This window comes from Desulfothermus okinawensis JCM 13304, from assembly GCF_054654515.1.
On sequence record NZ_BAAIEW010000007.1, the window covers coordinates 71,094 to 92,658 of the forward strand.

Below are 21,565 nucleotides of genomic sequence, written 5' to 3' on the forward strand. Positions count from 1 at the left end.
AAGGTGATAAAATTTATGCTAAAAATTACTACTTTATGGATGGAAGATTTTTTTTGGGAAGAAGCATGATATGAACAAGAAGTTTAAGGGGGGAGGCTCATGTATGAGAAAATGGTTAAAGAATTATTAGAGGGTGTTGGGATAGAGGTAAATGGGAATAGACCTTGGGATATTAGGATAAAAAACAAGGAATTTTACAAAAGAGTTGTACAAAATAAGAGCCTAGGGCTAGGTGAATCCTATATGGAAGGGTGGTGGGAGTGTGATCGTATTGATGAGTTCATCTGTAAGATATTACTCGCTGGTTTAGACGAAAGGGTAAAAGGCAATTTACGTTATCTTATTAGGTTTTTACCAGCACTTTTATTTAACTTACAATCCCTTTCCCGTTCAAGGATTATTGCAAAGAGACATTATGATCTGGACAATGATTTGTTTTTTTCATTCTTAGATCCGTATAAGCAATATAGTTGTGCATGGTTCAATAACACCGTTGATCTAAATCAGGCGCAGATAAATAAATTAGAGTTGATAGCAAAAAAATTAGAAATAGGGCAGAATGATCATCTCTTAGATATTGGATGTGGATGGGGTGGTCTGGCAAAATATATGTGTGAAAAATATGGTACAAAGGTAACTGGAGTGAATATTTCAAAAGAGCAGTTAAATTTTGCAAAGGAATTTTGTAATGGGCTTAATGTGGAATTTGTAGATGCTGATTATAGACTAATAACTGGAAAATATACAAAAATTGTATCTGTTGGGATGTTTGAACATGTGGGACACAAAAATTATAGGACCTTTATGAAGGTAGTACATAGATGTCTTGAAGACCAAGGTATTTTTTTGTTACACACCATTGGCAGTAATATTTCCAAATGGAATGTTGATCCCTGGATAAATAAGTATATTTTTCCAAATGGGATGCTCCCAAGTTTGGCCCAGATCTCTAGGAGTGTGGAGGGCCTATTTATTATAGAAGATGTACACAATTTAGGACCCCACTATGACCTTACCTTAATGGCATGGTATAAAAATTTTCAAAGGGCGTGGCCAGATCTATCAAAAAAATATTCTGAGGTCTTTAAAAGGATGTGGGATTTTTATTTGCTTTCATGTGCAGGGGCATTTAGGGCTAGGTCAATCCAAGTATGGCAGATTGTCTTTATAAAACAAGGAGCCTCATATGGATCAAGTGAATAGTGATTAGTGAAAGGTAGAAGGATGAAGGGTGTATGTGAAAGTGTGAGTGTATGTGTATGTGTGAGTATATGGAAGTTACAGACCACAGACACAGATAACATACACATACACAGACACATCAAAGCTTGAGACTTAGGAGTTAATGGAATAAGCAAAATTTTTTTACAACTTAAGTGGAGGTAACAATGAATACAATTACATGGGATGATTTTATTAAAATTGAGATGAGATCTGGTACAATAATTGATGTTCAAGATTTCCCAGAAGCCAGAAAACCTGCTTACAAGGTATGGATAGATTTTGGTGAGAAAATAGGTATAAAAAAATCAAGCGCTCAGATCACAGATCTGTATTCAAAAGAAGAGTTAATAGGCAAACAAGTAATTTGTGTAGTAAATTTTCCTAAAAAACAAATTGGTCCTTTTATGTCTGAATGTCTCATTACAGGCCTTATTCAAGAAGATGGATCAGTGGTATTAGCAGTACCAGATAAAAAGGTAAAAAATGGACTTTTATTGGGTTAGAGCACGTTTAAGTTATTTTAGGTAGTCAGTTTGATGAGACAAGGGGGATACTACCCCCTAAATAACTACAACAGGCCTTTTTGCTGGAGCCGTCTAAGTCTTCTTAGCATTCTTTTTTGGCTCATCTGTGTTTTTCTCTTTCTTCTTTCACTGTGTTTTTCGTAGAATGATCTTTTCTTGAGTTCAGAATAGATGCCCTCTTGTTCTGTCTTTGCCTTGAATTTTTTTAGAGCAACTTCAAAATTGTCATATTCATTTAAGAAGATCTCTGCCATAATCCTATCCCTCCTTGTTTTTTAAGTTTTGCTTTTTTAAAAAGACCCTGAGAATGGATAGGGCTGCAGGGGTTATTCCTGAGATTCGGGATGCCTGTGACAGATTTGTTGGTTGATATTTGGAAAGTTTTTCTTTGATCTCATTGGACAGACCAGGAATTGAAAAAAAATCTGTTCCCTGGGGGATTTTAATGTATTCTAGTTCTTTAAATTTTTTTATTTCTGATTCCTGCCTCTTTAAATATCCCTCATATTTGCACTCTATCTCCACCTCCTCTATAACCCTTGGGTGTAACCTTACAGGTGGAGGAGAGATTTTAAGAATTGTTGAATAGTCTACCTCTGGCCTTTTTAAGATCTTGTCCAGTGGTGTTGGTTGGGATATCTCAGATGTGCCTCTAGATTTTAAGGTCTCATTGATCTTGGTCGATGGATAAACCTTCTCTTTTTTTAGCCTCTTTAGTTCATCTTTAAGTTGTTTCTTTCTCTCCAAAAGGTCCTTGTAGGTGTCTTTTGAGTGCAGTCCCAGCTTATATCCAAGTTCTAAAAGCCTGAGATCAGCATTGTCTTCTCTCAAAATTAGCCTGTATTCTGCCCTTGATGTGAGCATTCTGTATGGCTCATTGACCCCTTTTAATACAAGATCGTCCACTAAAACTCCCATATATGCCTGGGACCTATCTACGACAAATGGAGGCCTTTTCTGGACATATAAGGCCGCATTTATCCCAGCCCAGAGACCTTGGGCAGCAGCCTCTTCATAACCTGAGGTTCCATTTATCTGTCCAGCCAGAAAAAGTCCTTTAATTAGCTTTGATTCCAGTGAATGTTTTAGCTGTGTTGGTTGTACAAAATCATACTCAATTGCATATGCACACCTCATTATCTCAGCTTCTTCCAGGCCATCAATAGACCTTATTAATTTTTCCTGGATTTCATATGGAAGGGAATTCCCTGTGCCGCTTGCATAGATTTCCTCTGTATCAATGCCTTCTGGTTCTAATATTATGTTGTGGGATTCTTTGTGGGGGAACTTCATTATCTTGTCCTCTAAAGAGGGACAATACCTTGCAGATACCCCTTTTATTGAACCATTATAAAGGGGAGAGAGGTGAATGTGCTCTTTTATTATCTGGTGACACCTCTTTGATGTCTTTCCAAAATAACAGGGAACAGGAGAGAAATCTATCTTTTCAGTAAAAAGGGAAAAAGGATAGGGATTTTCATCTCCAAGCTGTTTTTCAAAGCATGAAAAATCTATTGATCTTCTGTGTATCCTTGCAGGTGTCCCTGTCTTCATCCTGCCAAGCTCAAATCCAAGTTCCTTTAATTGCTGGGCAAGTTTGATTGATGGAAATTCTCCAGCCCTTCCTGCTGGTATCTTGGTTGGTCCAATGTGAATTAAGCCATGTAAAAAGGTGCCAGTTGCAAGCACCACTGCCCCTGCCATGTAAGTGACACCAATTTCATCTACAATTCCACAGACTTTGCCATCTTCAACTAAAAGGGACTCAACACGTGCCTGCTTTAACTCCAGATTTTCCGCCTTTTCAACAACATGTTTCATATATGTGCGATATCTTACCTTGTCATTTTGTGTCCTTGTTCCCCTAACAGCAGGTCCTTTCCTTGTATTGAGTCTTTTGAACTGAAGGGCGGTTTTGTCAGCAATCTTTGCCATCTCACCCCCAAGGGCATCAATTTCCCTGACTAGATGTCCTTTGCCAATTCCACCAATGGATGGGGAGCAGGGCATATGGGCTACTGTGTCTAAATATATGGAGATAAGAAGGGTGGAGCATCCCATCTTTGCAGAGGCAAGTGCTGCTTCACAACCAGCATGTCCTGCTCCAACAACTATCACATCGAAATTTAAATCCATATTAGTTGACCCCTGGAGATTTTGTGTCTATTTTTATTTGCTAGCTAAAATTGTAGGCTTGAAAAAACTATAATAATTCAGCCTGGGGTTGTCCAGTTTTTGGCATATGTTCAGGTGTTATAAAAAATTGGGGAAAATAGAGTTTGGATAAAAAAAGATTTTATGATTTTAACACATACCTTAGAAATATTTTCGGATGCAGGGTACAAAAGATCACTATAGATGCAAATTTGACCTGTCCAAACAGGGATGGAACCAAGGGGTTTGGCGGATGTATTTATTGTAACAAACGGGGATCTGGAACCGGTCTTGGTGCTGAGCTCTCTGTGTCTGAACAAATTTTACGAGCCAAGGATAATCTAAAGAAAAGGTATAAGGCCAAGAAGTTTTTAGCATATTTTCAGTCCTATTCTAATACCTATGGTCCAATTGATAAGCTAAAATCTCTTTACATGGAGGCACTCTCCATCGATGATATTGTTGGGATTAGCATTGGGACCAGGCCTGATTGTGTGGAAGATGGGGTTTTAGATTACTTAAAAGAGGTGAGCAATAATTATCTTGTGTGGCTGGAATATGGGCTTCAATCTGCACACAACAAAACCCTTGAACTCATAAATAGGGGGCATGGGATAGAAGAATTCATAGATGCAGTTAAGAGGACTAGACAAAGGGGTCTTAATGTATGTGTGCATGTAATATTGGGGCTACCATATGAGACAAGAAACCATATGCTAGAGACTGCAAGATTTTTATCAAACTTAGATATACAGGGTGTAAAGATACATCTTCTCTATATAATCAAAGATACACCCTTAGAGAAGTGGTATCTCAGTGGAAAATATAATCCCCTTACCAGAGAAGAATATGTTGATATTGTATCTCATTTTATTTCCTATTTGCCTGATTCAGTTGTTATTCAGAGGATCACTGGTGACCCTCATAGGGAAGAATTAGTTGCGCCCATGTGGGCGCTTGAAAAACAAAAAAATATAAATGCCATACTTGATTTTATGGAGAGACATAATCTATACCAGGGAAAATATTTTAAAGGGGAAATAAAATGAAAAAAAAGGTATTTTATTTGTTTTTGTTTTTTGTTTTTTTGTCCAATGGTTGTTTTGCAGAAATAAACAGCATAGTCAGCATTTTACCTGTTAAGTATTTTGTTGACAGAATTGGTGGCAAAGATGTCAGTGCACATGTATTAATTCCTCCTGGTGCAAATCCAATTACCTATGATCCCAAGCCAAAGGATATTATGTACATAAAACAATCTCAGGTGTATTTTAAAATAGGAGTTCCCTTTGAAAGGATATGGACAAAGAAAATCAAGACCCTAAATCCCAATATACAAATAATTGAACTCTATAAAGATATAAAAAGGATCCCAATGTCTACTAGATATAAAGGATATACACACCAAATGAATATATCCATGGATTTTTTAGATCCACATATCTGGCTTTCTCCATCATATGTGAGGTTTATTTTGCTTAAGATCAGAGATTTTTTTATTGCCCATGACAGGAAAAATAAAAGTTATTATTTGAATAATTATTTCCACTTAATAAAACAAATAGATAATTTAGAGGTGGAATTAATAGATCTATTTTCCCAGGTAGGTTCCAGTTATTTTCTGGTCTACCACCCTTCCTGGGGTTATTTTGCAAGGGATTTTGGCCTTATTCAAATTCCAATTGAATTAGAAGGAAAAGAGCCTTCTATTGGGTATCTATCTTTTTTAATTTCTCTAGCAAAAAAGAAGGGGATAAAGACTGTGTTTGTTAATCCAGAGTTTTCAAAAAGATGTGCAAAGGTTATTGCTTCAAAAATAGATGCAAATTTAGAAGAAATAGACCCCCTGGCTTACAATTGGATAGAAAATTTAAGGGAGGTTGGGAAAAAAATAGCCAGAAGTTTAAAAAGATAAGGGAAAAATAAATGGATTATATTGTTAAGTTAGAGGAGGTATTCTTTACCTATGGTGGTAACTTTGTCCTAGAAGACGTAAATCTCTCAATAGAGCATGGGGATTTTTTAGCCATTTTTGGACCAAATGGAGGAGGAAAGACAACACTTTTAAAGCTGATACTTGGGCTTATAAAACCAACTAAAGGAACCATTTCATATAATTTTAAGAAAAAAGGTAGGCCAATTGGTTATCTTCCACAGACCCACTATAGGGGTGATTTCCCAATAAAGGTAATTGATCTGGTCTTAATGGGGCTTGTTACTTCAAAAAAATGGGGCTTTTGGTTTTCAAAAAAGCAGAGGTCAAAGGCAGAGAAGACGCTGGAGCTAGTTGATATGCTAGAGTATAAGGACTGTTCAATAAAGGAGCTATCTGGAGGACAACTGCAAAGGGTTTATCTTGCAAGGGCACTTATCTCTGAACCAGAATTGTTAATTTTAGATGAACCAACATCAAATATAGACCCCCAGGCAAGGTTTTGTTTTTATGATTTTTTGGGGAAATTGGGTAGTGATATAACTCTTGTTATGGTGAGTCATGATTTAAGTCTTAGTGTCACCAAGATAAATAAAATTGCATGTGTGAACAAAAGGTTAATTGTTTCTCCTGTTGTTGGTTTTAATAAGGAGATGTTATCTTTAATCTTTGGTGAACACCTAAATCATTCATGCCCTGTTACGCCCTATTATATGGATGGAGAGCTGCCAGTTCTTTCAAAAAAGGAGTAAATATGTCCCCAGATGCAATGGAACTTGTAAAAAATGCTATAATAATTTCAATATTAACCAGTATAGTCTGCGGAATCGTTGGAACATTGGTATATTCCAATAGACTTACCTTTATGGCAGGAGGCATAGCCCATGCTGCATATGGTGGTATAGGACTTGGTATATTTTTAAATAAAAATATACTGGTTACCTTGCTTATCTTTACTGTGTTCATGGCCTTTGTCATGGCCCTTTTGACCAATAAAGATAGAGGTAAATCAGATAGTGTTATTGGACTCCTTTGGGCAGGGGGTATGGCCCTGGGTATTATATTATTAGATAAAACCCCTGGATACCATGGGGATATAATGAGCTACTTGTTTGGAAGTATAATAATTGTATCAAATGAAAACATTGTATTTATGCTTATTTTATCCATATTGACACTCATTACTGTACTTTTAAACTATCATAAATTTGAAGCCATATCCTTTGACCATGAATTTGCAGCCACCAGGGGTATTAATGTATCTTTTATTTATTTAATAATGGTAATACTCATTGCAATAGCAGTAGTTATGCTTATTCAGCTTGTTGGAATTATTTTAGTAATTGCCCTGTTATCAATCCCACCTTATTTATCTTCATTTTCAGCAAAGACCATGAAATCCATGATGTTACTATCATTTATATGGAGTCTAATTTCGTGCATTTTAGGTATTTATATGTCTTATTATTTTAATCTTTCTTCAGGTGCATCAATAATAGCCATATCCGTTTTGTTGGGTGGTGTATATCTATTGTTTAGAAAACTAATAAATGGATAGATTATGAATAAAATCATGGATGTAAAAAAGCTATCATCTTTAAGAGTAGTTTTAACTACAGATAATGAATATCACTATAAGGAAGACCTTAAAAGCCTTAATAAATTATCAATACAGATTGCAAATAGATTTTCATCTGGAACTGGCACCATTGATTATGTAAAACACAATTTAACTCATATTGTAATATCAGATACTCAAATATCTGATATGCATATAATAACATTACTTAGAAAAATTAGGAAAGAGGTAAAAAACTATGTAGTACCAGTGATAGTGATTTCCACTGATAGTGAAAGAGAATTTGTTTTGGATGTAATTGGAGCAGGATGCTCAGGGTTTGTTATTAGACCATATAGAGTAGATACACTTCTTAATTATATAATGTTAGTAATTGAACAGAAGAAATTTTTAGAAATAGAAGAAGATGCAATTGAATTTGCGTCAAAAAATATTGCTTCAGGAAAATTTGATGAAGGGATAGAAATAATTGAAGAAATTATAAAAGATAGAGAAAAGGATGAAGCAGAAGAAGTATTTGAGCAAGGCACACAGTATCTAATTGATGGTAAGTATAACCTGGCCATTATAGCCTTTAATAAGGCATTAAAAATAAATAATTTGATGATAAAGTGTTATACTGGTCTTGCTGAAGCCTACAAAGGCAAGGGAGATATGGAGAAATATAAATATTATTTGCAGAAGGCTGCAGATGAATATGCAAAAAGGGACAATTTTGATGAGGTAAAAGAGCTTTTTATAAAAATACTCAAAACTGATCCCAATGCGCCTAACCCTTATAATACACTTGGGATACAATTCAGGAAAAAAGGTAAGTATAAGTTGGCCATAAATGCATATAAACAGGCCCTAAAGCTAAATCCCTATGATGAGAATATCCATTTTAATATGGCAAAGGCCCTTTTTTTTGCAAATAGATATGATCTGTCATTAAAATTTATCAAAAATGCCAAAAAGATTAATCCAGATTTTACAGAGGCAGATCAGTTAGAGAAGTTGGTATTAAAGAAATTGGAGAAAAAAGATGGGTAAAAATAAGGAAGATAGATTTTTAAGGCCGTGTCCTTTGTGCGGGAAAATTGTGAATACCAAAGATGAAATCCATACACTGTATGATTGTAGAAATTTTCTTCTGGAAAAGTACTATAAAGAGAGGGATGAAAAAAAGAGAGAAGAATTAGAGGCAAGGATTGACAAAATTAATGAGAAGCTTGGAACCAAAAGCAAAAACCTTGTGGACAGATAAGCTGCCATATGAGAACAGAGACAGGAGGAACAGGATATGAATAAAATTGCATCAAATAAATTTATTAAATATTCTTTTTTCACACTTAGTCTTGTATGGATAGCCGTTTTGATCTTGGATATTTATCTATCCATGCATGGCAAAAGTGTTTGTCCAACCAGTGAATGTAAGATTGCAGAGAGCTATGTAATTGGTGGTGGATATATATTTCAGATAATTGGGTTACTGTTTTATATTGGATTAAGTTTTTTGTTTTTTATTTATCTCAAGAAAAAATTGAAACTATTTGAGAATATAATATGGTTGGTAATTCTTTCTGCGATTTCCTTTGATGGAGTACTTATAGGTTATTTATTTAAAATGGAGACATTTTGTATTTTATGTACAGTATTTGCAGTATCACTTTTTATTGTACTTATACTCATTTGCCTATATTTAGATAAAAAATTTTTTGTTCTCCTAGGTATAGGACTCTGGATATCTAGTTTTAGTGCAATAAACGCTTTAAAATTAGATATAACCACAATTAAACCACCAGATATAGGTTCCAGTGTTATTATAAATGCCAAACCAAAAGACAAGCCAGAGTATCATGCAGATTTGTTTGTTAGTTTACACTGTATCCACTGCATTGATGTATTGTATAATCTAGCCAAGCAAAAGACCTTTGAGAAAATTGAGTGGAATCTTTACTTTTTAGGAAGCTCAAAATCAGATATGCTAAGAATAGCCCATATGTTGAAGGACCCCAATTTGAAAAATGATCCCTTTGGAACCATCTTAAAATTTGCATTAACTAAGGAAATAAAAGACATAGAAATTCCAAAGGAGATTAAGAAGAAATTAGATGAGTCAAATAAATATTTTATCTACAAGGGATTTAGAGGGATACCTCTGCTCATTGTAAAGACCAACTGGTATGAAACCATAGTGGCGGGAGATAAACAAATAGGGAAGTTCCTACTGGAAAAAGGGATTGTTAATAAGTGGTATTTAATTCGAGCAAAATAGGTTATTAAATAGGCCCTATCCAGTATGAAGTTTTTTCTTTATCAGGTATAATCCTTAACTCTTCCACCATATTTTTTCTGCATACCTGTAATTTAACTGCAGAGGAGAGTTCCCTTGCCCTGGAATACCATATGATTATTTGAGCAGCTGATTTTATAAGTTCTCCTGACCAGGTGACCTCTTCTGATCTTCCAATGCCTATTGGCCCGGGTATTTCTGAGAGTTTAAATACATAGTCTGACTCCCTTGCCAATTTGAGTAATTTTAGATTTTCACTGTGGTTTCTTCCCACCACCAGCCAGAATCTATTTGACCAAAATTGCCTGCCCACTTTAGCAAGGTAAAAATCTTCTGATAGGAGATTTGTTTTGTTTTCCAAAATGGGTCTATATCGTCTGGCCATTTCTGGGTCAGTTAAGAGGCAGCCCCCTGCGGGAGTTGGAATTTTTTCTATTTTTAATTTTTTTGCCAGCTCAAGTTGTCTTTTTCTGGATCTTCCCATTAAATCTAGCAACTTAGACCTATCAACAATGCCCTGTTCTTCTATTTTGGTTGGTGGAAGATTTTTGGCACAAAGTGGACGTAGAAGTATATCTCTTGTGTCTGATTCACGGATTATTGTGTTCATTGAGTCCTTTCTCTGGGACATGGGTCGCTGACCCACAATTTCTCCTGTAATTATAAATTTTGCATTAAAGAGGGGAAGCAGTTCTTTTGTCTTTTTAAGCATGAATATTTTGCAGTCTATGCAGGGATTTAGGTGTTTTCCATGTCCATATTTAGGGTTTTTTATTATGTCAAAATAATCAGATCCAACATCAATTGGCAAAATATCTATGTGGTAGTCTTCTTCCCATTTAGAGGTTTTTTCAACGTTACCAAAGAATGGAGAGAAAAAGTGTATGCAAAGTACATCAAGTCCTTGGCTCTGGATTATTTTTGCGGCCAAAATTGAATCCAGCCCACCTGAGAAAAGGGACAGGGCAGAGTAATGGGATTTTAGTTTTTTTTCAGGAAAGTTAAGGTATCTCATGATTTCTTTTTACAGATTCATTTGAAAAAAGGCAAGGTATAAGATGTTGCCCTATTTAACTCCTTTTGATATAGACAAAGACTATGTTTTATACATGGAATAAATTTTTAAAGTTTTATGGAGCTATTTTATGGCAAAAAATATAGATCCCTCCATTATGAGAAAAGAGGCCTTAAAGACAGCCCTGTCCACTATAGAAAAAAAATATGGGCAAGGCTCAATTATGTATCTTTCAGACGATGCCCATCAGCGGGTCCCTGTGATCCCAACTGGATCAATTTCCCTTGACCTTGCCCTGGGAATTGGTGGCATCCCCAGGGGTAGGGTCATTGAAATATATGGGCCAGAGTCCTCAGGGAAGACTACCCTTGCCCTCCAGATCCTGGCTGAGGCCCAAAAAAAAGGAGGTATGGGGGCATTTATTGATGCAGAACATGCCTTGGATGTACATTATGCCAAGAGAATAGGTGTAAATACTGAAGATTTACTTATTTCCCAACCTGATTATGGCGAGCAGGCACTTGAGATCTGTGACCTTTTGGTTAGATCTGGGGCCCTGGATGTTATTGTAATTGACTCAGTAGCTGCCCTGATCCCCCAATCAGAATTAGAAGGGAACATGGGAGATTCTCAGGTGGGGAGTCAGGCCAGGCTTATGTCCCATGCAATGAGAAAATTGACAGGTTCAATCCACAGATCTAAGACTGCGGTGATTTTCATAAATCAAATCAGGATGAAGATTGGCATGGGTGGTTTTGGATACGGCTCTCCTGAGACCACCACTGGGGGTAATGCCTTGAAATTTTATTCCTCTGTTAGGATGGATATAAGAAAAATTCAGACTTTAAAAGATAAGGATGAGGTTTATGGGAATAGGGTAAAAGTAAAGGTGGTCAAGAACAAATTGGCACCTCCTTTTAGGGAGGCTATATTTGACATATTGTATGGACTTGGGATTTCAAAGGAAGGTGAACTCATTGATCTTGGGGTGGAACACGGAGTTATTGAAAAAAGTGGTTCGTGGTATGCCTTTGGAAATGAAAGACTTGGGCAGGGAAAGGAAAATGTCCGGGCATATCTCCAGGAAAATAGCGATATAAGACAGAAAATAGAAGATGCCTTAAAGGTTGCATTGGGTCTTGTGGATCCTTCAGAACAAAAATCTGAGGAAGAAAAAGACAAGGTGTAATAGGGTATAAACATAAGGAGAGGGAAGTTGACTACGTCAAAGGAAATACGCAAGAGTTTTTTGGAATTTTTCAGGAAAAATGGTCATGAGGTGGTGGAATCGTCATCCCTGGTTCCTGTGGACGATCCAACACTGCTTTTTACAAATGCAGGGATGGTACAATTTAAAAAGGTATTTTTAGGCCAGGACAAAAGGCCATACACCAGGGCAACCACTGCGCAAAAGTGTCTCAGGGTTGGGGGAAAACACAATGATTTAGAAAATGTGGGTAGGACCAGAAGACACCACACATTCTTTGAGATGCTGGGTAATTTTTCCTTTGGAGACTATTTTAAGGAACAGGCGATCTGGTTTGCATGGACATACTTGACTAAAGAGTTGGGACTGGACAAGGAGAGGCTTTATGTAACTGTTTATAAGGATGATGATGAGGCAGCCAATTTGTGGAAAAAAATAGCAAATATTCCAGATTCAAGAATATACAGGTTAGGGGAAAAGGACAATTTCTGGGCAATGGGTGATACTGGTCCATGTGGTCCTTGTTCTGAGATATTGGTTGATCAGGGAGAAGAGATGGCCTGTGGCCCCAATTGTGAGATAGGGGTATGTGACTGTGACAGGTATCTTGAGATCTGGAATCTGGTTTTTATGCAGTATAACAGAGATGAATCTGGGAATTTGACTCCACTTCCAAAGCCCAGCATTGACACAGGTATGGGGCTTGAGCGTATAAGTGCCATATGTCAGGGAGTATATTCAAACTTTGATAGTGATCTGTTTAAGGGACTAATTGAGTTTACATGCAATCTCGCCAATGTAACCTATGGGAAAAATGAGGACATTGACACGGCATTAAGGGTTATAGCTGATCATACAAGGGCCATCTCCTTTATGATAGCTGACGGCATATTACCCTCAAATGAGGGACGTGGATATATTTTAAGGAGGCTTATTAGAAGGGCATTTAGATTTGGTCGTTTTCTCAAATTGGAGGATCCTTTTCTGGCAAAGGTGGCTGAAAAATTGACCCATGAGATGGGAGATGTATATCCTGAGATAGTTCAGTCTTTAGAATTTACTAAAAAGGTGGTCACATCTGAGGAAGAGAATTTTAGCAAGACCCTGGATAGGGGTCTTGGAATGCTCCAGGAAGAGCTTGATAAATTAAAGTCCAGGGGACTTAAGGAAGTTCCTGGCTCTGTATTATTTAAACTCTATGATACCTATGGGTTTCCAATTGATATTGTAAGGGACATAGGGGAAAAGCAGGGCTTTTCTGTAGATGAAGAGGGATTTGAGAACTATATGAAGGAGCAGAGAGAGCGGTCCAAGGCCAGCTGGGGTGGCTCCTTACAAAAAGAGTATGGTTCTGTGTTTGATAAGGTGATAGATAAAGGAATTTCCTGTGAGTTCACGGGTTATGAAAAGCTAAAAGACACAGGTAATGTAATCTTAATATTGTCCATGGATGGAGAAGAGAAAGATCTATTAAATGAAGGTGAGCAGGGTTTTATTCTTTTTGATAAGACCCCATTTTATGGGGAGTCTGGTGGCCAGGTAGGCGATAAGGGAAATATTTTAGGTGATGGATTAGATGCAGAGGTTTTGGACACCCTAAAACCTGCTCAAAATCTAATAGTACACAAGGTTCAGGTGAAAAAAGGTAGGATTTCTGTGGCAGATACTGTGGATCTATTAGTTGATACTAAACTCAGATACGCAACTGCCAGAAACCATACATGCACCCATCTTTTACATGCAGCCTTAAGGTCAGTTTTAGGGGAGCACGTAAAACAGTCTGGATCCTATGTTGCCCCAGATAGGCTTCGTTTTGATTTTTCACACATAAAACCATTGAGCAAAGACGAGATTCTCAAGATAGAAGAGCTTGTTAATAACTGGATTATGGATAATAGGGAAGTGGTTGTTAAGACCCTTCCCTTTAAGGAAGCAAAAAAGTCAGGTGCAATTGGTCTATTTGAAGAAAAGTATGGTGAAAATGTCAGGGTAGTGGAGGTGTTAGGTGTTTCAAAGGAGCTTTGTGGGGGTACACATTTAAATGCAACTGGAGAGGCAGGGAGTTTTTATGTTACACATGAGACATCGGTTGCAGCAGGGATCAGGAGGATAGAAGCTGTAGTTGGTACAAATGCAGTATCCTATGTTAGAGAACTTAGAGATACCATCTATTTCTTATCAGATAACCTAAAGGCACCTTATGATAAATTAAAAGACAAGGTAATTGGGCTTCAGGAAGAGATAAAGAGGCTAACAAGGGAAAAGGAAGAGCTTGCAAAAAAAGGCCTGTTTTCTGGAAGTTATGATATATTAGATGAAGTCAAAAAAATAAATGGGATAAATGTCCTTGTTAAAGAGCTTGATATAAGCGATGTTAAAACCATGCGCAATATAATGGATGGTATAAGGGATAGGTTAAAATCAGGAATAGCACTCCTTTGTTCAAGGGACGAGGAAAAGGCTACAATGCTTTTATATGTGAGCAAGGATCTCCATAATAGATTTACAGCCAATACACTTATAAAAGAGATAGCAAAGGAAGTAAAAGGCGGAGGTGGTGGCAGAGACGACCTTGCACAGGCTGGTGGCAGTTATCCCGAGGGGCTTAATAATGCTATTTTAAAGTTGAAAGAATTGGTTGGTAATTGAATATGAATGGTTAGTGGATAGATGGAAACATCCAGGTATATTATTCTCATTATATAACTCTACTACTAACCGCTATACTACTATACATATAGTGAAATTGGGAAAGTTTTTATATGAGAAATTATGTTGGAATCAAATTTAGAGACTATGGACAGGTATATTTTTTTGTAAATGATCACCTTAAAGTGAAAAAAGGTGATAAGGTAGTAGTGTCCACTGAAGAGGGTATTGGACTGGGTGTTGTTTGTGTGGTGCGCAAAAACCCTCCAAAAGACATTGATGTATCAGAAATAAAACCAATTGATAGGGTTGCAACAGAAGAAGACCTTATCAAAGAACAAGAAAACAATATCTTAAGCAAAGAGGCCTCTTCCTTTTGTAAGAAAAATATAGAAAAGCTGGGACTTGAGATGAAGCTTGTGGATGTGGAGGTGAGATTTGATAGGAGTAAGATAATATTTTACTTCACCGCACCCACCAGGGTGGATTTCAGGGAGCTTGTAAAGATCTTAGTTAGACAATACCATACAAGGATAGAGCTTAGACAGATTGGTGTTAGACATGAAGCCCAGATGGTGGGTGGGGTTGGTAATTGTGGCAGGATTTGTTGCTGCAGGCTGTTTTTAAAAAGATTTGAACCAGTAACCATTAAGATGGCAAAGGAACAACAGCTTTTTTTAAATCCTTCAAAAATATCCGGTACCTGCGGTCGTCTTTTATGTTGTCTGAATTTTGAGAGGGATCTGTATACTGATTTTCAGAGGCGTTGTCCAAAAATTGGAAGAAAATACCATACTAGACTTGGGGAGATAAGGATACTCAGGGCAAATATCTTCAGGGATTCTCTAATTGTTGATACTGGTTCAGGTATTGAGAAGGAGATTTCTCTAACAGAGTGGCTTGAGATAACCCAGGGGAAGGGAGACCTTTCCCACTATGAATACCTTTTTTCAACAAACACCTTTTCTGAGATAAAGCTATCTTCAATTGGTCTGTCTCAGAGTTTTCAGTATGAGGATTTAGAGGAGCTCCAGAAATTATCAGAAGAGGAAGAATATACCTTTTCCCTTGAAGAGATAAATGGGTATTCAATAGAGAAGAAAAGAAAAAATAAAAATCACAAACAGAGAAAAAGAAAAGCTGAAAAAAATTGATCCATAAGGGGGATAGTTAGGTGAATAGGACATTTTATGTGACAACTCCAATATATTATGTGAATGCCAAACCACATCTTGGACATGCATATACCACCATATTTGCTGATACTGTTTGTAGATTACATAAACTCCTTGGGGAAGAGACCTTTTTTCTGACTGGCACTGATGAACACGGAGACAAGATAGTCCAGGCAGCAGAGGCACAGGGTAAAAAGCCCCAGGAATATGTTGATGAGATCAGCTCGCTATTTAAAAATCTTTGGCCTGAGCTAAGTATTGAAAATAATAAGTTTATAAGGACCACTGATCCATACCACAAAGAATGTGTCCAGAGGTTTTTGCAGATTGTGTACGATAAGGGAGATATATATTTTGGGGAGTATGGGGGATATTATTGTTTTGGGTGTGAGAGATTTTACACAGAAAAAGAACTTGTAGATGGTCTCTGCCCAGACCATAAAAAGCCTCCAACTTACATCCATGAGGAAAACTATTTTTTTAGAATGAGCAAATACCAGGATTGGCTAATAGACCATATAAAAAACAATCCTGATTTTATTCAGCCTGATACATACAGAAAAGAAGTTTTGTCCATGTTAAAAGAGCCCATAGGTGATCTATGTATTTCAAGGCCAAAGAAGAGGCTTACCTGGGGTATTGAAATGCCCTTTGATAAGAATTTTGTCACCTATGTGTGGTTTGATGCCCTAATAAATTATTTGAGTGCAATTGGTTGGCCAGATTCTGATATGTTTAAAAAATTCTGGCCTGCATATCATATAATAGCCAAGGACATTTTAAAACCACATGGTATCTTCTGGCCTACAATGTTAAAATCAGCGGGGATTGAAATTTACAAAGGGTTAAGGGTCCATGGTTATTGGAAGGTAGATGAGACAAAGATGTCCAAGTCACTTGGAAATGTTGTTGATCCCCTGTCTTTAAAGGACAAGTTTGGTGTTGATGGTTTTAGATACTTCCTTATGAGGGAGATGCACTTTGGTCATGACGGGAATTTTTCTGAAAAAAATATGATTGAGAGGTTCAATGCTGACCTTGCAAATGATATAGGGAATTTATTTAATAGAACCCTGTCCATGATAAATAAATATTTTAAAGGAATGCTTGATCCAAAAATAAATACTCATCAGGTAGATGATGAATTGATTGAACTTGGACAAAATTGCCTAAATAAGTATATAGAAGCATTTGAGAAATTCAACAGTGCAGAGGCCCTTGAAAACCTCATGGTATTTGTTAGGTCAGTGAATAAGTATATAGACAGTGTTGCGCCCTGGACGCTTTTTAAGGATAAAGAGTTAGACAGATTAAATACAGTACTCTGGGTGGTACTCATTTGCCTTAAAAAGATAGCCCTTGCCCTTTGGCCAGTTATGCCTTCAAGTAGTGAGAAGATGCTTAGCTCAATTGGCATAACCTTTAAAGTGGAAGAATTGAACATCAGGACAGAGATAGATGATTTTAGTACTTGGGAGATTTCTAAGAAGCTCCCAAAAAATCTAAACCTCTTTCCAAGAAAAGAGGTCTTTAAGGAACAGGAAGAGAAAAAAGAAGTTAAGCATAAAAAGAAAGAAGGAGATTATATTGATTTTGACCTGTTTCAAAAGGTAGATTTAAGGATGGGCAAGGTTGTAGAGGCCAAAAAACATCCAGATGCAGATAAACTTTTATGTCTTAAAATAGACCTTGGAGAAGGGAGCTTGAGGCAAGTTGTTGCAGGGATTGCCAGTTACTATAAGCCAGATGATGTTATAGGGAAAAATGTGGTAGTTGTGGCAAACTTAAGACCCAGAAAACTTCGTGGGGAAATTTCAGAGGGTATGGTTTTGGCTGTTCATGAAAAAAAGGGGCTAAAGGTTTTATCCTTTGATGAAGAAATAGATCCTGGGAGTAAGATTAGCTAATGAGACAGAGGACAGAGAGGAGAGTTAAAAAGGTCATTTCAGTTCTGTCAAAGAGGCAGAAGGATCTCACATTAATAATAGACAATATACATGATCCACACAATGTATCTGCAATTCTAAGGAGTTGTGATGCCTTTGGCGTACATAAAATACATCTGTATTACACGAGTGAAGAGTTTCCCCAGCTTGGCAGAAAAAGCTCTGCCTCAGCAATAAAGTGGGTGGAGCGGGAAAAGCACACAGATCCAAGGGAAATGGTTAAGTCTTTAACCAGAGAGGGTTACAGAATAATTAGGACAGGCTTTAGCAAAAAGGCCAGACCCCTTACAGATTATGATTTAACTGAGCCTGTTGCAATTATACTGGGAAATGAGCACAGGGGGCTTAGTCCTGAGTTGGTAGAACTGGTGAAAGATGAATTATATATCCCTATGCAGGGAATGGTAGAGAGTTTAAACGTATCAGTTGCAGCAGCAATTATCCTGTATGAAAGTTGGAGACAGAGATCAATCAAAGGCATGTACCACAGACCTTCTTTTGATGATAAGACCCTCTCTAGATTAATAGAAATTTGGCTTAGCAAGTGAGGATAAATTTATGTCTGGGAATACTTTTGGTAAGGTCTTTAGACTTACAACATTTGGGGAATCCCACGGTATTGGACTTGGAGGAGTGTTAGATGGATGTCCACCAGGAATTGAATTAAGCGTAGAAGACATACAAGCCGAACTAAATAAAAGGCGTCCTGGTGCACACCTGGGTAGTACTACCAGGAAAGAAAAAGACAGGGTGGAAATCTTATCTGGTGTATTTGAAGGATATACAACAGGAACCCCCATAGGATTTTTTATAAAAAATGAAGATCAAAGACCAAAGGATTATTCCCAGATAAAGGACATATTTAGACCTGGCCATGCTGATTTTACCTATGAGGCAAAATATGGGATTAGAGATTATAGGGGTGGAGGTAGGGCTTCAGGAAGAGAGACAGTATCCAGGGTGGTTGGAGGTGCAATTGCCCAGAAATTTTTAAAGACCAAGGGGATAGAATTTTTGTCATACACTAAGGAGCTTGGTGGTATTGCTGCTGAAGTAATAGCTCCTCAAACAGCTGAAGAACTGCCTTTTTTTGCCCCTGACCCCTCTGTAATAGATCTATGGAAAGAGCGCGTTGAGGATGTAAAAAAACAGGGAGATTCCATTGGGGGCATTGTGGAGGTACAGGTAATTGGGGTCCCCCCAGGTCTGGGAGAGCCTGTTTTTGATAAGTTGGATGCAAGGCTAGCTTACGCTGTTATGAGTATTGGAGCAGTGAAGGCAGTTGAAATAGGATCAGGTTTTGATGCAGCACACTTAACAGGTAGTCAGAATAATGACTATATTACAAAGGAAGGTTTTACATCTAACAATGCAGGTGGTATTTTAGGCGGAATATCCAGTGGACAGCCAATAGTTTTAAGGGCTGCAATAAAGCCAATCCCTTCCATTTCTATACCCCAGAAGACAATAAACAAGAGGGGACAGGAAGTATCCCTTGAGATAAAGGGAAGACACGACGTTTCAGCCATCCCTAGAATAGTTCCAGTCATTAAGGCCATGGTTGCCCTAACAATTGCTGATATGTATCTTCTGCAGTTTGGATACGAAAAGGCTGAGCTTTAGCAAATGATCCTCAAAAGCGATTTGTTATATGTGATCTCCATATAACAAATTACCATCTACCATCTAACATATGAAAATTGATTCAAAATCACCATATAAGACAATATTGTCTTTGGCCTGGCCACAGCTGCTAATGATGTTTTTTCACTTCTGGATTGGTTTTTTAGATGTATATGTGGCAGGTCTAATAGACAAAAATGTCCAGGCGGCACTGGGAATAGTTACCCAAATCTTGTTTTTCTTACTTATAGTAGCAATTTCATTTGCAAATGGATCAGTATCCACTATAAGTCAATCCATTGGTGCCAGAAAAATACTCAGAGCTAAAAGGTATGCTGCCCTATCTCTAACCATTTCCTTTGTTGCTGGTATTATTTTATGCATTTTGGGACTTTTGTTTAGAGATGAACTCGCAGGAGTACTTGGTACACCAAAAGAGATATTTCATATTTGTAAATATTTTTTAAAGATATACACCTTACTTATCCCAGTCTATTATTTGTTTATTGTGTCAAATGCAATATTCAGGGCAAGAAAAAAAGTATATGTGCCATTAATTAGCATAATGACAGTAACCATTTTAAATGGAATACTCAATTTTACCCTTTGTTTTGGTTATTTTGGTATTCCTAAAATGGGTTTTAAGGGCCTGCCATGGGCCACCTTTATATCTGTATCATCTGGATTTTTGTTGAATTATATAATTCTTTTTACAGATAGATGGATATCAAAAAAATATATACCAAATTACAGATGGATAAAAAGCTTTTTCCCCTATTTGTGGAAGGTAAGCTGGCCAATTGGATTAAATCAGTTACTCTGGCATTTTGCATATGTTATATTGTTCTCCATAACTGCAACTTTGCCAAACAAGAATCTAGTTGCACTTGCAGCATTCACCGCAGGTGTAAGAATAGAATCCATATTATTTTTACCTGCATTTGCATTTAATATGACTGCATCCATATTAGTTGGACACTTCCTTGGTGAAGGAGATTTTATACAGGCAAAGGATGTGGCAAAAAAGATATGGATAATTGGGATAACATCTATTACCTTTATGAGTCTGATTTTGTGGATATTTATCTATCCAGTATCTGCTATATTGAGTCATGATATAAGTGTTCAACTTGAAATAGTCAATTACCTGAAATATAATATAATAGCTATCCCTTTTACTGTTACTACTATGATTTTTGGGGGTAGTTTTGTGGGAGCTGGTGCCACAAAATTAAATATGATCTGTGTGGGGGGATCTGTTTGGCTCATTCGTGTACCCCTTGCATACCTTTTGGGCCATGTCCTTTTAAAGGAGCCCACAGGAATTTGGGTATCAATGCTCTGTTCCCAGGTAATACAGTCTATTTTTATGACTATTATCTTTTTTAGAAATATTTGGGGTAACTATGCAATGAAAAAGGAAGTATCCTATGGAAAAATTTAGAGAAATAAAAATTGAGTATAAGGATCTATATCAGAGGTATTTGAGATCAACTCCCCAGGTATCTTCAGACTATACCTTTTTAAATGTCTGGGGGTGGCAAGAGGTGTATGGTCTGAAGTTTCTGTTTGAAGATTCGCTTGTGTGGATAAGACAGGATATACCAGAGGCCTCCTTCTGGGCCCCTGTTGGAGACTTTGACACCATTGACTGGATAAAATACACTGACTTTTTAAAAAATAAAGAGTTTATAAGAGTGCCTGAACACTTAGCCAATACCTGGAAGAGATGTTTTTCAAATGTGGAGATAACAGAAGACAGGGATGAATGGGATTATATATATTATGTTAAAGAACTTATTGAGCTTAAAGGAAATAAGTTTCACAAAAAAAAGAATTTACTTAACCAATTTGAGAAGCAATACAAATATGAGTTTGTCCATTTAGATGGTAGGTGGATTAGGGAGGCAGAGAATTTTCAGGTGGATTGGTGTTATTATAAGGACTGCGATAATAAAGATATATTAATCAAGGAAAACCATGTTATTTTAAAGGTTTTTGATGTCTGGGAAAGATTAGATGGAATTATTGGAGGAGGTATTTGTGTGGAAGATAGGCTAATTGCGTTTACTGTTGCAGAGCCTGTTGATGACAAAACTCTGGTAATTCACTTTGAGAAAGGCTGTCCAACTTACAAAGGGGTATATCAGGCAATAAATACCATCTTTTTAAGGAAATGTGCAAGGGATTACATATATGTAAATAGAGAACAGGACCTTGGAGACAGGGGCCTTAGGCAGGCTAAACTCTCCTATAATCCC

At 37.0% G+C, this 21,565-nt stretch carries 20 protein-coding genes; 17 read left to right on the forward strand and 3 right to left on the reverse strand.

All coding sequences use genetic code 11. The features are described from left to right. The first annotated feature begins 99 nt into the window (after positions 1-99). Both cfa and ACYQ0O_RS04275 read left to right on the forward strand, forming a co-directional pair. A complete protein-coding gene (gene cfa, locus ACYQ0O_RS04270; protein WP_459890962.1) occupies positions 100-1,203 on the forward strand; it encodes a cyclopropane fatty acyl phospholipid synthase in 1,104 nt (367 codons plus the stop codon). Between the two features lie 185 nt (positions 1,204-1,388). Then, positions 1,389-1,727, forward strand: a complete 339-nt coding sequence (locus ACYQ0O_RS04275) for a tRNA-binding protein (RefSeq protein WP_459890964.1) — start codon at positions 1,389-1,391, stop codon at positions 1,725-1,727. A 65-nt stretch (positions 1,728-1,792) separates the two neighbouring features. Here ACYQ0O_RS04275 and rpsU read toward each other — a convergent pair whose 3' ends face one another. Then, positions 1,793-2,002: a 30S ribosomal protein S21 gene (rpsU, locus tag ACYQ0O_RS04280; protein ID WP_459890966.1), complete on the reverse strand. Its 210-nt coding sequence runs from the start codon at positions 2,000-2,002 to the stop codon at positions 1,793-1,795. A 4-nt stretch (positions 2,003-2,006) separates the two neighbouring features. Then, positions 2,007-3,884, reverse strand: coding sequence for a tRNA uridine-5-carboxymethylaminomethyl(34) synthesis enzyme MnmG (mnmG, locus tag ACYQ0O_RS04285; protein ID WP_459890968.1), 1,878 nt, complete (start codon positions 3,882-3,884; stop codon positions 2,007-2,009). Positions 3,885-4,027: 143 nt separating this feature from the next. Between mnmG and mnmL the strand changes: the two genes are divergently transcribed. Genes mnmL through ACYQ0O_RS04320 form a run of 7 tightly spaced genes read left to right on the forward strand, consistent with a single transcriptional unit; the run spans position 4,028 to position 9,671 of the window. Further along, positions 4,028-4,951, forward strand: a complete 924-nt coding sequence (gene mnmL, locus ACYQ0O_RS04290) for a tRNA modification radical SAM protein MnmL/YtqA (protein ID WP_459890970.1) — start codon at positions 4,028-4,030, stop codon at positions 4,949-4,951. After that, positions 4,948-5,817 carry a metal ABC transporter solute-binding protein, Zn/Mn family gene (locus ACYQ0O_RS04295; protein WP_459890972.1) on the forward strand — a complete coding sequence of 290 codons (870 nt, stop codon included), beginning with the start codon at positions 4,948-4,950 and terminating at the stop codon, positions 5,815-5,817. Before mnmL ends, ACYQ0O_RS04295 begins: the two co-directional genes overlap by 4 nt. Positions 5,818-5,828: 11 nt before the next feature. Beyond that, positions 5,829-6,587, forward strand: coding sequence for a metal ABC transporter ATP-binding protein (locus ACYQ0O_RS04300; RefSeq protein ID WP_459890974.1), 759 nt, complete (start codon positions 5,829-5,831; stop codon positions 6,585-6,587). Between the two features lie 2 nt (positions 6,588-6,589). After that, positions 6,590-7,393 (forward strand): metal ABC transporter permease, encoded by an 804-nt coding sequence (locus ACYQ0O_RS04305; protein ID WP_459890976.1) that lies wholly within the window; start codon positions 6,590-6,592, stop codon positions 7,391-7,393. A gap of 3 nt (positions 7,394-7,396) precedes the next feature. Further along, the gene (locus tag ACYQ0O_RS04310; protein ID WP_459890978.1) at positions 7,397-8,446 is read left to right on the forward strand and encodes a tetratricopeptide repeat protein; all 1,050 of its coding nucleotides are present in this window, start codon (positions 7,397-7,399) and stop codon (positions 8,444-8,446) included. Then, positions 8,439-8,660, forward strand: coding sequence for a hypothetical protein (locus tag ACYQ0O_RS04315; RefSeq protein WP_459890980.1), 222 nt, complete (start codon positions 8,439-8,441; stop codon positions 8,658-8,660). The genes ACYQ0O_RS04310 and ACYQ0O_RS04315 overlap by 8 nt, the downstream gene beginning before the upstream one ends. Before the next feature lie 36 nt (positions 8,661-8,696). Continuing rightward, positions 8,697-9,671 carry a hypothetical protein gene (locus tag ACYQ0O_RS04320; RefSeq protein WP_459890982.1) on the forward strand — a complete coding sequence of 325 codons (975 nt, stop codon included), beginning with the start codon at positions 8,697-8,699 and terminating at the stop codon, positions 9,669-9,671. Between the two features lie 4 nt (positions 9,672-9,675). Here ACYQ0O_RS04320 and ACYQ0O_RS04325 read toward each other — a convergent pair whose 3' ends face one another. Beyond that, positions 9,676-10,704 carry a tRNA(5-methylaminomethyl-2-thiouridylate) methyltransferase gene (locus ACYQ0O_RS04325; RefSeq protein ID WP_459890984.1) on the reverse strand — a complete coding sequence of 343 codons (1,029 nt, stop codon included), beginning with the start codon at positions 10,702-10,704 and terminating at the stop codon, positions 9,676-9,678. A 130-nt stretch (positions 10,705-10,834) separates the two neighbouring features. Here ACYQ0O_RS04325 and recA point away from each other — a divergent pair, with 130 nt between their 5' ends. From recA to ACYQ0O_RS04365, 8 genes are all read left to right on the forward strand, one after another. After that, positions 10,835-11,893, forward strand: coding sequence for a recombinase RecA (recA, locus tag ACYQ0O_RS04330; protein WP_459890986.1), 1,059 nt, complete (start codon positions 10,835-10,837; stop codon positions 11,891-11,893). 27 nt (positions 11,894-11,920) lie between these two features. Further along, on the forward strand, positions 11,921-14,560 hold the full coding sequence (alaS, locus tag ACYQ0O_RS04335; RefSeq protein ID WP_459890988.1) for an alanine--tRNA ligase: 2,640 nt from the start codon (positions 11,921-11,923) through the stop codon (positions 14,558-14,560). Positions 14,561-14,673: 113 nt separating this feature from the next. Next, a complete protein-coding gene (locus ACYQ0O_RS04340) occupies positions 14,674-15,714 on the forward strand; it encodes a PSP1 domain-containing protein (RefSeq protein ID WP_459890990.1) in 1,041 nt (346 codons plus the stop codon). Between the two features lie 20 nt (positions 15,715-15,734). Further along, positions 15,735-17,642: a methionine--tRNA ligase gene (metG, locus tag ACYQ0O_RS04345; protein ID WP_459890992.1), complete on the forward strand. Its 1,908-nt coding sequence runs from the start codon at positions 15,735-15,737 to the stop codon at positions 17,640-17,642. Further along, positions 17,642-18,229, forward strand: a complete 588-nt coding sequence (locus ACYQ0O_RS04350; protein ID WP_075069982.1) for a TrmH family RNA methyltransferase — start codon at positions 17,642-17,644, stop codon at positions 18,227-18,229. The genes metG and ACYQ0O_RS04350 overlap by 1 nt, the downstream gene beginning before the upstream one ends. 10 nt (positions 18,230-18,239) lie before the next feature. Then, positions 18,240-19,304 carry a chorismate synthase gene (gene aroC / locus ACYQ0O_RS04355; RefSeq protein ID WP_459890994.1) on the forward strand — a complete coding sequence of 355 codons (1,065 nt, stop codon included), beginning with the start codon at positions 18,240-18,242 and terminating at the stop codon, positions 19,302-19,304. A gap of 70 nt (positions 19,305-19,374) precedes the next feature. Next, entirely contained in the window at positions 19,375-20,748 is a 1,374-nt protein-coding gene (locus ACYQ0O_RS04360; protein ID WP_459890996.1) for an MATE family efflux transporter, read from the forward strand. Next, a partial coding sequence (locus ACYQ0O_RS04365; RefSeq protein ID WP_459890998.1) for a DUF2156 domain-containing protein occupies positions 20,735-21,565 on the forward strand: 831 nt, incomplete at its 3' end. The genes ACYQ0O_RS04360 and ACYQ0O_RS04365, both read left to right, overlap by 14 nt.

Excerpts from the sequence above, each read along its gene's own strand:
- cfa (WP_459890962.1), top strand. The coding sequence starts at position 100 with ATGTATGAGAAAATGGTTAAAGAATTATTAGAGGGTGTTGGGATAGAG.
- ACYQ0O_RS04275 (WP_459890964.1), top strand. The coding sequence starts at position 1,389 with ATGAATACAATTACATGGGATGATTTTATTAAAATTGAGATGAGATCT.
- rpsU (WP_459890966.1), bottom strand. The coding sequence starts at position 2,002 with ATGGCAGAGATCTTCTTAAATGAATATGACAATTTTGAAGTTGCTCTA.
- mnmG (WP_459890968.1), bottom strand. The coding sequence starts at position 3,884 with ATGGATTTAAATTTCGATGTGATAGTTGTTGGAGCAGGACATGCTGGT.
- ACYQ0O_RS04295 (WP_459890972.1), top strand. The coding sequence starts at position 4,948 with ATGAAAAAAAAGGTATTTTATTTGTTTTTGTTTTTTGTTTTTTTGTCC.
- ACYQ0O_RS04300 (WP_459890974.1), top strand. The coding sequence starts at position 5,829 with ATGGATTATATTGTTAAGTTAGAGGAGGTATTCTTTACCTATGGTGGT.
- ACYQ0O_RS04305 (WP_459890976.1), top strand. The coding sequence starts at position 6,590 with ATGTCCCCAGATGCAATGGAACTTGTAAAAAATGCTATAATAATTTCA.
- ACYQ0O_RS04310 (WP_459890978.1), top strand. The coding sequence starts at position 7,397 with ATGAATAAAATCATGGATGTAAAAAAGCTATCATCTTTAAGAGTAGTT.
- ACYQ0O_RS04315 (WP_459890980.1), top strand. The coding sequence starts at position 8,439 with ATGGGTAAAAATAAGGAAGATAGATTTTTAAGGCCGTGTCCTTTGTGC.
- ACYQ0O_RS04320 (WP_459890982.1), top strand. The coding sequence starts at position 8,697 with ATGAATAAAATTGCATCAAATAAATTTATTAAATATTCTTTTTTCACA.
- ACYQ0O_RS04325 (WP_459890984.1), bottom strand. The coding sequence starts at position 10,704 with ATGAGATACCTTAACTTTCCTGAAAAAAAACTAAAATCCCATTACTCT.
- recA (WP_459890986.1), top strand. The coding sequence starts at position 10,835 with ATGGCAAAAAATATAGATCCCTCCATTATGAGAAAAGAGGCCTTAAAG.
- ACYQ0O_RS04340 (WP_459890990.1), top strand. The coding sequence starts at position 14,674 with ATGAGAAATTATGTTGGAATCAAATTTAGAGACTATGGACAGGTATAT.
- ACYQ0O_RS04350 (WP_075069982.1), top strand. The coding sequence starts at position 17,642 with ATGAGACAGAGGACAGAGAGGAGAGTTAAAAAGGTCATTTCAGTTCTG.
- aroC (WP_459890994.1), top strand. The coding sequence starts at position 18,240 with ATGTCTGGGAATACTTTTGGTAAGGTCTTTAGACTTACAACATTTGGG.
- ACYQ0O_RS04360 (WP_459890996.1), top strand. The coding sequence starts at position 19,375 with ATGAAAATTGATTCAAAATCACCATATAAGACAATATTGTCTTTGGCC.